Below are 12,739 nucleotides of genomic sequence, written 5' to 3'. Positions count from 1 at the left end.
TCCTCCAAACGGATGATTGTGGATTCGGTACCCAAGTGCTTAAATGAACAAGCCATTGCACTGACGACAACTCGCACATTCCATCCAGGCAAGGGAGAATAGCATGTCCGGCGACATCCCAGATTCCTACCGAAAAGACTTCAACTACCTCCGGGATCTCTCAGCTAAGGGAGCGCTCCTGGCGTCCAACAGCATTTACCAGAGCCTCGATTCCAAGGCTCGTAATCTTCCAGGTTTGCGCCGCGCACTCGATTCCCTAAACGTCCGCTACTGACATGGAGCCACGACCGTGATCATCTTGACCCGAGAGCAAGCTGGTAGCGCACTAGATGAGGTCGGTGTGCTGCAGCGCTCTGTACTCAGCGGTGCCGTCGACCCAGTGTCAGCAGGTCGATCAATAGTCGAAAAAATGGAGGGCATCGTTGGGTTCTTCGGCCCATCGACCGAAGTGTACGAAACGATTGTCGAGCCATTGATGTACTGGGTAGTCCATTCCATCACACCATTGTGGATGGACCCCAGCGCCGACCGATCGAAAGCCCCAGGATTCCGCAGCCTTCAGACGACCGTGGGGGCATTTTACGAGAAGTACGAATACCTGAAGTAAGACATGGCTAAAGCAGAACGCACGAGACCGCCCTCATCAGGCGGTCTCGTGTGTTCTGTTGCGTCGTAGCTTCTACTTCGCAGATGTGTTGGTCTTTGTGTCCGGAGCCTTCTTAGCGGCGTCCTGAGCGTCTTTGACGAGCTTCTCAGCTTCAGCCTTGGCGTCAGCGAGCGCTTTCTCTGCTTCCTTGATCTTCAGGCCTGATGCTTCCTCCGCTTTCCCGATGATAGTTTTCGCTTCATCTTCGGCGTCAGACTTGATCTTGTCTGCGTCTTTCTGAGCTTCTGCCACAATAGTTTTCGCTTCATCTTCGGCCGTTTCGACTGCCGAAGTCTGCTCGACTACCGTGCTTGGATCTTGTGCTGCGCCAGCTCGGATCAGTTCGTCAACGATCTTCTTGTCGCCTTCGAACGTGTCCCCTGGTTTGTAGTTTTTGCTATCGTGCTTAACCGCGCTGATGAGTGTTACTTGTGCCATTACGCGATTACTCCCGCAGCCTTCAACGAGGCAATGAGTGCGTTGAGCGCTGTCCCTGCGGCCGTGCCGTCAGCAGCGGGAGTGATAGGTGCGACTGCTGCCCCCTTCTTCACTCCACCGACTACCGTAGCGGTTGCCGCTGGCACTGGGTTGGCAGCGGTGTCTACCACCGCGCCAACGAGTTTCGCTCCTTTGAATCCTGGTTCTATTCTTACCATGTCAATAATTCCTTCGGACTAAGCCACTACGTTTTTTAGAAGGTAGAAAGCTTCAGGGTTCATGATGATGTGGTCGTAGTAGTCGCTCACAACGATCTCAGTTCCTGATGGGTTTGCTTTCACTTCACGTGTTACTTCGCGACCTTCTTCGAGTCGGAACTTGTAGCCACCGTTGAGCTCTTTGCGAGCTGGACGGTTGGTCACGTATCCAAGCCATGCGTTCTTGCCCCATACGCTCTGGAATGAGCTTGAGCCTGTGCCTTCCTTGGCAACGTCGTTCTTCGCACGACCGACGACGATTCGCTCGATGTTGAATGGTCGGAAAAGGGTAAGAATCGCTTCCTCAGTAAGTACACCTGTCTGGCTCCACTTGATGCGATCAAGTAGTTCAGGGTGCAACATCAATGCGCTGAACGCCTCTGACCCCATGAAGAGAGTGTTGTACTGCTTGAAGCCAGCCGTCGCTGAACCGGTTGCTATGTCCTGGAACGGAGTTGAGTTCGCGTCATTCCACTGACTTGCTCCACTGAGAGTAGTGTTCTGTGTGATCACTGATGTGTCAGCGAGCTGAGTTGCAAGCGATTTCTCATCGATCAAGGCGAGCTTCTGGTGAATGTTCTCGACTGCATCTGCTTCAGGCTCGAATAGCTCTTTGGAGAGCTTGTAGTCCATCTTCGTGACGAAGTCGCTGAGTGCGTGCTCCTGAAGAGGTCCGAGTGTGTTGACGCTACGGTTAAGGCTTACACGTTTCGCGAGAGCTTCACCTGTACGAACTGAGCTATTTGGGACGCGAGTCGCATCTTTGCCGTACGCAGCTACTTCAAATGTTGGTTGCGAGACGAGCACTTCAGGGAAGATTATGTCCGAGATGAAATCGCGATCGTTGTTGAGCCACGCGGTGCTGACATTTGTCAGAGCTTGGTCTACATATAGTGGTTGATTTGCCATATTAAGTTGTCAGCCTTTCTTAGTATTTTTCGTTATGTTTTACGTATTCGATCACCTCATTCGCTACACCTGCGCGTACTGCGCGACCGATGACCCGGTTGCCTGCAGTGGTAGTGGCAACTGCCTTACCGCTTGCATCAGTTGTAATGAATGCATCCTTGGCAATTACTGCGTTCGCAGCTTTAACCTTGAATGTGCCTTGACCGTTCGCTAGGACCACCTCGGCAACTCCACCCTTTTTGACCTCGTTATCGAGAACACCAAGGATGTTGTCTGTTGCCGCTGCTGCTAGAACTACTTCGCCGTTAGCATCGAGTTTTGCGATGTGGTATCGCTTGCCTGTCAGGTCTGCACCTGCGACTGCCGTGTATCGGTCACCTGGTTGGTATGACATCTATTTCTCCTCCTCTTTCAATTGTTCTTTTAGATTCGCGTCTGCATCGAGCACTTGCTTACGTGCCGTCGAGTAAGCAACACTGCCTCCTGCTGCACGTGCATCTGCCTGGATCTTGACGACACGGTTGTGGACTTCGGTGCTTGCCTCAACTGAGACAGTGCGGCCTGCATCGCCAAGTTCCTTGCCATCGATCTCGTTCTTAGGAAGGCCGGCTAGAAGCTCTTCGAGGTTCTTGCGGTCATCTCCACGTGATGCAAGTAGTTGTTTCGTCCAGCGAGTCTTGTCGCCGCTCTTGATCTGACCAGCTTTGATGCTGCGATCTACGATCTCTTCCGCATCACGTTGGTCGAGTTGCTGTCGCGCTTCGCGGCCAGCTTGAGCATCAGCTTCAAGCTTTGCTAGACGGTCAGCAGTGATCGAGACACCACCGTTGCGGCTTGCTTCGATCTTGTCCTTCTCTGCTTGTTCTGCAGCAGCTTTCGCGTCTGCTTCCGCTTGCTCTACGGCTGCCTTGTCGGCAGCTTCTTTTGCTGCGTCGGCATTTGCCGCTTCGTCATCAGTCTTTTCGAGTCCGAAAGTTGTCAGCTCTTCCGCTGTGAGGTCTGCTTTATTCTCGCTCAGGAATGTCTTCTCTTCCTCAGTAAGGTCAGCAACTTGTTTTGCTCGAATCTCCTTTAGATCCATAGGTTCTCCTTGATTATGTTTATCACCGTCACCGGCAGCGCTCGCTCTGATTGCCTTCTCAGGCTTGATGCGCGAGGCTGTGATCGGTTTCAGTTTCTTGAAAAGTGGGATGTTGGTGAGGGCAGCACCCGTCAGTACGTTGTTGACGAAGTGGTACTCCTCTTCAGGGTCTTCCCACGGCCAATCGCGTGGGTTGAACTCTGGCGAAAGATATCGCCACTCACCAGCTTTGATCGCTTCTTCAGCGGCTGGAGTCCAGTCAGGATCTCCAAGCAATGCCTCGCCGTCATCACTGACGTAGACATGCGAAATCCAGCCCGCAGCTTTGTCATACGATGCGTGGCCGTAGTTGAGAGGAACTTTCGGATCGTCTGCAACCAGTCCGACGCCCGCCTGTACGTTGGCTGCGAACTGTTGTAGATCCTGTTTGGTGATCTCGAAATCACCGTGCCATGGTGTGTGCCACTCGCCCGTGCGAAGTAGCTCGATCGTCTTTGGTGCCTGACCTGTTGAATCAGCTTTGATTTTTACTAAGTTGTGGAAACCTTTTGCCATGTCATGAATATCATTTACCTGCACCCAAAAGTCAATAGACCATCAGCCTTTAGTGGTAATATTATTAGCGAGGTATAAAAAATACCTCCTTAAGCGCTTAAACCACAAGGAGATATCTTATGGCTAATTGTATCATTAGCGGTTGCGAAATGACTAGCTACTCAAAAAGTATGTGCCGGAAGCACTACGAACGTGTACGAAGAAATGGAACTACGCTAGTCCGTCGCATAGTTGGAAAACACGGACTATATGGCACCCCAGAATATGATGCTTGGCACGCATTGAAAAGTCGGTGCTATAACGTGAATAGTGAAGCGTACAGACACTACGGCGGACGTGGCATTCGCGTTTGCAGTAGATGGCGCACTAACTACCAAGCCTTTTTCACGGATATGGGAAAGCGTCCGAGCGCCAAGCATTCAATCGACAGGATCGACAACAACGGCGATTACAGTCCTGAGAATTGTCGCTGGGCGACGTCAAGCGAGCAGGCACAGAATAGAAGAGCTCCCAAAGGGAACCCGTACGGAGTCCGAGGAGTCGATCACGTCCGTACAACATCCGGGCTTCGATACACAGCGTGCATAGGTAGTGGTGGAAAACTGATAAGGCTGGGTCGATTCGATGATCTTGACGAAGCCATATCTGCACGTATCGGTGCAGAAGCAATCCTCTGGGACGCGTAGTACTGGGAGCTACCATCAGTATTGGTAGTAGACACCGCAGCGGCAACGTGGATGAGCGCTTGGCCGATCCTTGCCGTTGCTGAACAGCTCGTCGATCTTCCGTTCCTCACCATCCAGTGGAGAGCACTGCTTACATGCGCCTGCCAGTGATTCCCACACTTTACCCACCGCGTTCGTCTCCGCAGCGAAGTTCTTCAGCCCCGTTTGATACGCGTTCACACTTTCTGTCTGCGCGATCATCTCTGCTCGTACAGGGTTGTTCACGACGGTCTTGATGCGTTCGATGGCCCCAGCGACATCTTCTCCCCTGGCGATCGACTGTTTGATCGCTTCTCGGATGAGCTTGCGATTCGTCTCCGTCACCTGGCTCACGAGCGTCGCTACCTGTTCACGAGCAGCTACGAGCACTGTTTGAGACAACGACGAAACGCCGATGTAGATCCCCGATGCCAGTTCGCCGGCCTGCGCTCCCGTGGTGGTGAGCATGGTGATCGCATCGATGACAGCCTTCGTCAGATCGAACTCTTCGGCCTTCCACAAGTCGTCGTCTTTGTTGGCGAGTGGGCTGGCAGCAGCCTTGACGGGTTCAGGAACGAGTGACCAATCCACGTACTGTGGCGCTCTCTGAGCTAGGCCAGCGAGATATTCGGCCACGGCTTGCTCTAATCGCTATGTGTCAAGTCAAGTGAGACAGTGACGTTCAGTTGATCTGCGATTCCGAGACCGGTTCGTTGATGAAGAATACGGTCGGCATCTCGGGCGGACTTGGCCGGCGCGAAAACCGGGCAGGGTTCGCGACGTAAGCCTCGTTCAGAGTGATCTGCCGGGCCTCGTCGACCGCGTCAGCGGTCCCGAAGTGCACCGACGCCGGCGTATGCCAGGCAATTCCCGAATGACGGTGAATATGGTTGTACTCGTTGAAGAATCCTTCCAAGAACACTCGTGCATCATCCAGTGATGCAAACGAAGTCGGGAAATCATGCAGGTATTTCAGAGTCTTGAATTGCGACTCGGAGTACGGGTTGTCGTTCGATACTCGCGGTCGTGAATGCGACCGGGTGATGCCGAGGTTGGTGAGCAGTTCCGACACCAATCCTGAGGTCATCGAAGTGCCGCGGTCCGCGTGGACGGTGTGCGGGGCGATGCCGTTGCGCTCGATTGCTTCCGCAATGAATTCAGCTGCCAATTCAGCACTTTCGTGTGCAGCCACGATCCACGACGGGTTGTAGCGAGAGTAGATGTCGATCAGTACGTACAGGTGAAACCACACGCCCTTGGTGGGCCCGCGAAGTTTGGTGATGTCCCAGGTCCAGACCTGTGAAGGTCCGTCGGCGAGGAGTTCGGGGATCGCCTTCGGTGGATGTGTCGCTGTTCGTCGGCGTTCACGGTTTTGTCCGGCCGCGGCGGCGATCCGATACATGCTCGACAGTGAACACCAGTAGTTTCCCTCGTCGAGTTCCCGCGCCCAGATCTGACATATGGCCAGGTCAGCGTTCTTGTCGCTGTTGATGACGGTCAAAACTTTCGCTCGCTCGGATGCGGTGAGCGCTTGGCCGTTGTCCGGGATGGGTCTTGGTTTCCGGGGACCTTGAACGGGTGGTTGCTGGTGACGGTAGTGGGTGGCGCGGGATCGCCCGATCAGGATGCAGGATCGCCTGGTGGGGATTTCGGCGGCTCGCAGGTCGGCGAATGTGCTGTTCAGTGCGTCTTCGGTAAGGGCGGTGTGTCCGTGCTCTCGGAGATGGATTCCAAGAGCACGTGAAGTTTTCCCATGATCTCGAGCGCGGCCTCCGTCTGCGTCAATTGCTTTGCCAGACGAGCGTTCTCGCGTGTCAGTCGGGCCATTTCCTTACGTGTCGCGGCGTCGGTGTCGGGATGGGCGACCGCTTTCGGTCGAGACTTCCCGGCCGCTGCGGTTCTGGCTTGGGCCCATTCTCGGAGTTGAGATTGGTACAAACCTTCGCGGCGCAGGACTGCAGATTTCTCTCCGTGTGGGGCGTTGTTGTATTCGTCGAGGATGCGGTTGCGGTATTCAGTGGTGAAGGTTCTGCGGGTCGGTTTCGGGGCAGGATCCGCCGGCGAATCTGACGGTGTTTCGGGGTTCGGGCTGCTCATCGGTGGTGCTCGTTTCATGCCCTCAGTGAGTGATCTCGGTTGCCTCCGAGTGTCTCACTAAATCCTGACAGAGAGGGAATTCCGCTTCGTGCAATAGAAGCGCTTTGAACGTCTCAGGATGAGCCTTGTAGCTGGGTTGCCAGTCTTCACTTGCTCGGATCGATTGCGTCAGTTCAGATTTGACTCTAAGCAGCGTTGTGCGATCCATAGAGTTTGTCCATTACTGCGTCCTTGAACTTCCGTGCCGTTGAGATCAGTGATGCCTCGATCTTCTTGTCGGTATCTTCGTCGTCAGTTGGCAGATCACCGTAGTTGATCCCCTTAGCTTTGAGAGTCGCACCGTTGTACTGTGCCCCAAGTGCATCCACCCACTTATCGGCGATTGCCTGGTCGTGCGCGACATAGGCCAACGTCATGTGAGGCTTGTATTCACTGAAGGTCTGAACGTGAGGCAACAGAGTCAGTCGATCATGGCCGTCGAGTAATTCAGGTGTGGTCTCAATGTGTGCCACGATCGCGAACTTGTCAGTGAGATCGAAGAACCCGATCTCACTGATCGTGACGGCGTCCATCTTCCACCCATCGAGCACGGTATCGACTTCGTCCTTCCAGACGTTCCCGTTCTTGAGTAAGCCGAATAGCAACGTCACATGAGGCTCGGTCTCAGCCACAGCTCCCATAGCGTGATCGTGCTCCGCCGTGGATTCAACTAGGTCCGACTCGCCTCCCTCAACGTGCTTGAGAACATCGATAGTTTCGGTGTCGAGCATGATGCAGCCGAGTTTGTCAGTCTCGATTCCAAGTCCTTCGTGCAGACCAGGGAAGTCCCGAGCACTTACCTGTGCATTGATCGGGCGCACTTTAGATTTCGTACTTGCTTCGAGCTGCTTGGTCGCAGGCTCATCTTCCTTGATGTCTGTCTTTTCAGGTTGCTCCGGCTCGACCTTGGACTCTGGCTTCACCTGTTCCCGCGGCTGATCTTTGATGTCTTCCGGCATGTCAGGGAAGCGCAACACCTTGCGAACGTGCTCTTCATCCTGGTCAGTTGGAGTGAGAAGCTTCGAGCTGGTCATCTTCGCCACTGCCTCGGTAAGTTCCTGGACGTTCTCTTGACCGATCTGGCCGACCTTCCACTTCGGGTAGTCGGTGACGTTGAAGTTCATGTCGACGATGGCCTTGACCACCTTGTCATTGATCCGAGCAGCTATCTGCGACGCGATCGCCTGGTCTTGAAGCTCAAGCAATCGGCGCTGATCAGTCGATGCAGAGTACGAGCCGCTTGATCCAGCTGAACCAATGTCGATGTACTGCACTGCCATGTTCTTGAGGATCTGGCGATCGTGATGGGAGATTGATTCCTTCGGATCAGCAGTCGTACTGGCCATCATGTCCATAAAGTTGATGTCCCAGCCGTCTGGCTCCTCGATGTAAGCGCGCTCATTTGCTCGCACGTTCTGTGCTGCTGCCTTCGCTTCTTCGCGCATCGCAGGCGTAGCGCCCTTCGGATACTTGATCTTCACGACGCCAAGCGCCTGACGCTCATGCTTGACCGCATCGATTTGGTAGAAGGTCTTCTTGTAGTACCAGTTCTGGTAGGCCGAACGCAGTATCGAGACACCCTGCCAGTTGTCGCCCTCTTGTTGGTGAGTGAGGACTAGGAGCTTGTCATCGGGGATTGAAACCGCAGTGCCATCTGCCTTGCGCTGCACGATCCCTGGACTACCGTCCTCTTGCGTCCACTTCTCGATCGTCGTCTGCTTGCGGTAAGCAATCTTCACCAACACCACACGATCGACGCCGTTGACGTTCGCCCAGTCAAAGACGAGTTCGAACACGGAGAAACCGAAGTCCAGCATGGTCAGAGCCTCGGTAAGAACAGCCTTCCAGTTGAGCACCTGATTGAAGTTGTAGTCGATAAGTTCAGCGGCGGCAGTGTCCTGCTCGTCCTCTCCCCCAGATTCAACGCTCCACTCGGCGGCAACGATCGGCATCTTCACCGCCATCAAGCCCGCATGAACAGTGGCGTCACCACGGCGCATCTCTTCGATCGTTCTCATCAGAGCACGGCCACGAAGCTCCGGTCGATATTCGTCACCAGTAATAATGCCGTTCAAGATCTGAACGCCAGAGTCCCCGAGTTCTAGTGGATTCTTCTTGGAAGTGCCTTTTGCCATCTACCTTCAATGTAAATCAGAACGATGAGCCGAACAAGCCCGAAGTGATTGGGGCGCTTGAGTTTCGATCGCTATCTCCCTGATTTGGAAAGGCTTGGATCGGCCGTAGTGCAACGTAAAGTGCCATGATCACTGCGTCGAGAAGATCCGGGCTTGATCCCAGTCGTTTCTTGATCTTGTCCTTGCTCTCCACTTTCAGAACCTTGTCGGTGATCTCGAAGTTGTGGATCATCGCTTCTTTCTGCAACTCCCTGACATACGGACATCCGCTGTAGTGCTTGATAATTCCCAACTCCACCCCACGGGCGTAGAGGTAGATCATCTGAGAGCGGAGGTTGTCGAAGTTGACGGGCATGGAATCCTCGGCACTGAGCATGACGTCTGGATCTGGCTTAGCACCACTCATGTACTCGTGGACGTGATAGCCCTGCTTAGCGAGCGCATCCACCACGCCAACACCTAGACCCACCGCATCGACTGCCATGTTGTCGAGTCCGTACTCGAACTCAACCGTGTCTTCCACCAGCATGTCTGCCTGGACTGAGGTGTCGATCTGTTCTGTCTTGTCCTTGGTAATCAAGATGTCGGCAATCGTCGTACCGTAGACGAGCGCCCTCACCGATCGATCAGTTCCGCTGCGGGCAACGTCGTAGCCGGCCACACGTAGATCCGTCGCTTCAAGCTTGTCAGTCAGTGATGCGGCCCAGTGCCGGGACTTGAACAGCGAGGTCGATTCATCGCTGAAGTTCCAGTTGTTCATCATGTAGCGCTGAACCCACCAGTCCGGGTTTGTCATCAGGGCTGCGATGTCGCGTGGTGACAACCAGCTGTCGGAAAGGTCGAACTCGATCACCCGGATGTTCGCCGGTAGCGTCCCTGCCCGCCATCGGTCGTAGTACAGCTCCTTCGCCCATCCGTCGTTCGGGTTCATCGTCACAATGGAGATCGAAGGCTGACCAGCCTCGTTGCGACGCCCTTTACGTGAGGTCGCCTGGATGAACATCTCGTACTCAAGTTCGTCGGCTTCATCGATGTGGTTGCCGCTAGCTGTATGAGGCACGGACGTTAGTTACGCGGTGCCGGCGGTAAGCGGCAGGCGGTCGTCCTCCGCGTGTTGAATGCGGTCGGTGATAATTATAGTGAACATTCCAGATTTCGACGGCGGTGCGACGCTGGGCTTCGCTGGTGTACTCGCGGGAGTACAGCAGTTCTTCGGCGAGGATGCGGTTGTAGCGCTCGACCTTCCCGTTGTGTTTCGGGGTGTACGGCTTGATCCGGTAGTGCCGTGCCTCTCGCAGTGAAGATGTGAAATCTGCTGCGCGATAGCATGATCCGTTGTCGGTGATCACGCGCTCGATGCGAGCGATTCCGTGTGCGGCGAAGAAGACGCGGGCGTTGTTCATGAAATCGATGGCTGTTGCAGCGGTTTCGTTGTCGCGGGCTTCGGTGTACGCCAGGCGGGTGTTGCCGTCGATCGCGGAATGCAGATAGGTGTAGCCGAGGCGGGCCTGTTTGTTCTTCTTTTTCCGGCGCTCGGATCGTTTGGCCTGCTCGGAGCCGCGGCCGTGGGCACGCCAGCCGCCGCCGTCGGGGATCTTCCCGACTTTCTTCACATCGACGTGGACCATCTGACCAGGTCGTTTCGCAATGATGACCTGGGGTTTTCGGTTGGTTTCGCCGTTCGGGTCGATGAACCGGCGACGGTGCAATCCTAGGTTCCGCAGAATTTTCGTGACTGTTCGACGAGCAATGACGATGCCGTCGGTTCCCAGTTCGAAGGTGATGCGTGAGGCCGACCATTTTCGGGTTCGTCGCATGGATTCGATCTCGGTCACGATCCCTGCCGCGGTGGCGGCCGGTTGGTGTATTGGTGTGCTGGATCGGTCCTGCAGTCCCAGGTCACCGTACTTGCGGTGCCGGTTGACCCACTTGGATGCGCATTGGCGTGAGATACCCATTTCTGCGGCGACGTGGGCGATCGGACGGCTCTGGCACCGCTCGACGAGTCGTCGTCTTCCTTCGACAGTGAGTGGGGCATTACGGTGTGTCACAGGGCTGGTCCTTTTTGGTCGAGAACGGTTGTGTCGCAACTCCCATTCTTACGCCGAGGACCAGCCCGTCTACTTCAGTCCCGCGTCAACAACGTCCATACCCACAACAGCTAGCGTTGATTCCCTTGATCTTCTTACCGCCGCGGTCCTTGGTTGGATCAGCTTCGACAAACACGATCACCGACTTGTTCGGGAAGGTGATGGTCTTGGCCTGCTGGTTGTAGGTGAAGTCTTCGTTTTCAACCAGACCCATTTTGTCAGCCATCTCTAGATACGACGGAATGATGGTTTTGATTGCAGTGCTTATGTTTTGACGGAAGACAGGCCAGTAGGTCTTGGGGAACTGGAGCGCGATCGAGATGTCGATGTGTGCCGCTACGTCTGTCTTGCCAGATCCGACTACACCTAGAAGAACCAACGTGTCGACCGTTGGATCATTGACCGCTTGGACGGCCTCAATCTGTTTCGGTTTGAGCTGGAGCATCCTCAGGATCTCGTGGAGCGATAGTGCTCATGTAGACAGCAGGTGCCTCAATCCGCTTGCCATCAGAGGTGTGGTCGATCGACTGTTTGTCAGACCAATCCTGGTACTTACCTCGGTAGTTGTTCGTCAGATTGAACTTGGCACCATTCGCGAACGGACCGAACAGCTGGGACTCTGCGTACTCCTCGCACCGTTGCTTGGCCCCTCTAAGCGAGTCCAGAAACTCATCACGATTGGAGTAGTCGAGAAGTGTTTGGCGACTAATCCCAAGCGCCCGAGCGAGACCCGCCATCGTGTACGGCTTCTGCTCAGTCAAGATCGTCCGGGTATCGAACAACATGTTGCCCTGGCCGTCTCGTCCAGTCTCGACAAGTGCCTTCGTCGTGTGTGGGTCGCACTCAGCGAAGTAGTTCTGAATTGCAAGATCAAGTTCCTCGACCGTCTGGTACTTGAGCGGTCGTCCGCCCTTGTTGTTCTTTTCTTCTTGAGGAGTTTTTTCTGCCATGTACTACTATTTACGCACGTCAGGGCGATTTTGTGAAGAGTAACCGAGCTGTCGGACCGTTCAAGTAATGTTACAAATCTGCAGTAACGCCGAGCGCCAGGAGAGCTTTCTGTGTATCCCACTATCGAAACAAGCGTCAGAGAGATCATGACGACGACATGGAAGATCACTGACGCTCGCGTAGTGCCCAAGACCGACGACATCGTAATGAAGGACGGCGGTCGCCGGATCGACGCCACCTATGCGTACGCAGATCTAGCCGGTTCTACCAAACTGGTTCAGTCCACGCTGTACGACGAAACCGTGGCAAAGATCATCCGCGCGTACATCAACTCGGCAACCAGAATATTCCGCGAGTACGGCGGGGAGATCAGAAGCTTCGACGGCGATAGAGTGATGGCAATCTTCATCGGTGATGACAAAAACCGAAAGGCTGTCCGCGCTGCCTTCGCAATTAACTGGGCCGTTCAAGAGGTGATACCGGAGGCGATCGAGGCAGCTTGGAGCGATGGTAAAGACTTCAAGGACATCTCCCACAGGGTCGGGATCGACACGGGTGAGAGTTTGATCGTGCGCGGAGGCGCGCGCAACAACAGCGACTTGATCTCTGTAGGTAGTGCGCCGAATGTCGCTGCGAAACTGAGTGACCTCAAGGAGGGATACTCCATCTACATAACGAAGGCCGTCCATGAGGACTTGGACGATGAGCTGATCCACTTTCCGACTGCATCAGGTAGAACCTCAAACGTCTGGTCGAGGCTGCGTTACGGCCAAACTGTCGGCGACAAGCACGTCGAAGTTTACGGCTCGCACGGACGCTGGGGTGTGTAGGTAGGCA

16 protein-coding genes are annotated in these 12,739 nt (G+C 54.7%); 3 read left to right on the top strand and 13 right to left on the bottom strand.

The window, feature by feature from the left end; all coding sequences use genetic code 11:
• The first annotated feature begins 103 nt into the window (after positions 1 to 103).
• Both YH3_RS36260 and YH3_RS35715 read left to right on the top strand, forming a co-directional pair.
• Positions 104 to 274 carry a hypothetical protein gene (locus tag YH3_RS36260; protein ID WP_193777205.1) on the top strand — a complete coding sequence of 57 codons (171 nt, stop codon included), beginning with the start codon at positions 104 to 106 and terminating at the stop codon, positions 272 to 274.
• 15 nt (positions 275 to 289) lie between these two features.
• Positions 290 to 607: a hypothetical protein gene (locus YH3_RS35715; RefSeq protein ID WP_154100364.1), complete on the top strand. Its 318-nt coding sequence runs from the start codon at positions 290 to 292 to the stop codon at positions 605 to 607.
• A 72-nt stretch (positions 608 to 679) separates the two neighbouring features.
• On the opposite strand, the gene YH3_RS27060 is transcribed toward YH3_RS35715, so the two are convergent.
• From YH3_RS27060 to YH3_RS27000, 13 genes are all read right to left on the bottom strand, one after another.
• Positions 680 to 1,084, bottom strand: coding sequence for a hypothetical protein (locus tag YH3_RS27060; protein WP_064444442.1), 405 nt, complete (start codon positions 1,082 to 1,084; stop codon positions 680 to 682).
• Positions 1,084 to 1,302 carry a head fiber protein gene (locus tag YH3_RS27055; protein WP_064444441.1) on the bottom strand — a complete coding sequence of 73 codons (219 nt, stop codon included), beginning with the start codon at positions 1,300 to 1,302 and terminating at the stop codon, positions 1,084 to 1,086. The genes YH3_RS27060 and YH3_RS27055 overlap by 1 nt, the downstream gene beginning before the upstream one ends.
• Before the next feature lie 18 nt (positions 1,303 to 1,320).
• Positions 1,321 to 2,250, bottom strand: a complete 930-nt coding sequence (locus YH3_RS27050; RefSeq protein WP_064444440.1) for a hypothetical protein — start codon at positions 2,248 to 2,250, stop codon at positions 1,321 to 1,323.
• Between the two features lie 19 nt (positions 2,251 to 2,269).
• Positions 2,270 to 2,644, bottom strand: a complete 375-nt coding sequence (locus YH3_RS27045; RefSeq protein WP_064444439.1) for a DUF2190 family protein — start codon at positions 2,642 to 2,644, stop codon at positions 2,270 to 2,272.
• Positions 2,645 to 3,910, bottom strand: a complete 1,266-nt coding sequence (locus YH3_RS27040; RefSeq protein ID WP_154100363.1) for a phage protease — start codon at positions 3,908 to 3,910, stop codon at positions 2,645 to 2,647.
• 677 nt (positions 3,911 to 4,587) lie between these two features.
• Positions 4,588 to 5,181: a phage minor head protein gene (locus tag YH3_RS27035; protein ID WP_064444437.1), complete on the bottom strand. Its 594-nt coding sequence runs from the start codon at positions 5,179 to 5,181 to the stop codon at positions 4,588 to 4,590.
• A gap of 91 nt (positions 5,182 to 5,272) precedes the next feature.
• Entirely contained in the window at positions 5,273 to 6,091 is an 819-nt protein-coding gene (locus YH3_RS27030) for a DDE-type integrase/transposase/recombinase (RefSeq protein WP_081377669.1), read from the bottom strand.
• A 179-nt stretch (positions 6,092 to 6,270) separates the two neighbouring features.
• Entirely contained in the window at positions 6,271 to 6,687 is a 417-nt protein-coding gene (locus YH3_RS27025) for a transposase (protein ID WP_030537394.1), read from the bottom strand.
• Positions 6,688 to 6,872: 185 nt separating this feature from the next.
• Positions 6,873 to 8,861: a DUF935 family protein gene (locus YH3_RS27020; RefSeq protein WP_082920684.1), complete on the bottom strand. Its 1,989-nt coding sequence runs from the start codon at positions 8,859 to 8,861 to the stop codon at positions 6,873 to 6,875.
• A gap of 16 nt (positions 8,862 to 8,877) precedes the next feature.
• Positions 8,878 to 9,921, bottom strand: coding sequence for a hypothetical protein (locus tag YH3_RS27015; RefSeq protein WP_154100362.1), 1,044 nt, complete (start codon positions 9,919 to 9,921; stop codon positions 8,878 to 8,880).
• Positions 9,905 to 10,912, bottom strand: coding sequence for an IS481 family transposase (locus YH3_RS27010; protein WP_154100361.1), 1,008 nt, complete (start codon positions 10,910 to 10,912; stop codon positions 9,905 to 9,907). The genes YH3_RS27015 and YH3_RS27010 overlap by 17 nt, the downstream gene beginning before the upstream one ends.
• A gap of 85 nt (positions 10,913 to 10,997) precedes the next feature.
• Entirely contained in the window at positions 10,998 to 11,396 is a 399-nt protein-coding gene (locus YH3_RS27005) for a hypothetical protein (protein WP_064444433.1), read from the bottom strand.
• The gene (locus YH3_RS27000; RefSeq protein ID WP_064444432.1) at positions 11,368 to 11,901 is read right to left on the bottom strand and encodes a terminase small subunit; all 534 of its coding nucleotides are present in this window, start codon (positions 11,899 to 11,901) and stop codon (positions 11,368 to 11,370) included. The genes YH3_RS27005 and YH3_RS27000 overlap by 29 nt, the downstream gene beginning before the upstream one ends.
• A gap of 111 nt (positions 11,902 to 12,012) precedes the next feature.
• Between YH3_RS27000 and YH3_RS26995 the strand changes: the two genes are divergently transcribed.
• Entirely contained in the window at positions 12,013 to 12,732 is a 720-nt protein-coding gene (locus tag YH3_RS26995; RefSeq protein ID WP_030537842.1) for an adenylate/guanylate cyclase domain-containing protein, read from the top strand.
• The last annotated feature ends 7 nt before the right edge of the window (positions 12,733 to 12,739 follow it).

Source organism: Rhodococcus sp. YH3-3 (assembly GCF_001653035.1).
Taxonomy (GTDB): domain Bacteria; phylum Actinomycetota; class Actinomycetes; order Mycobacteriales; family Mycobacteriaceae; genus Rhodococcus_F; species Rhodococcus_F qingshengii.
The sequence above is the reverse complement of the archived record's forward strand: the minus strand, read 5'-3'. Positions and strand labels throughout refer to the sequence as shown.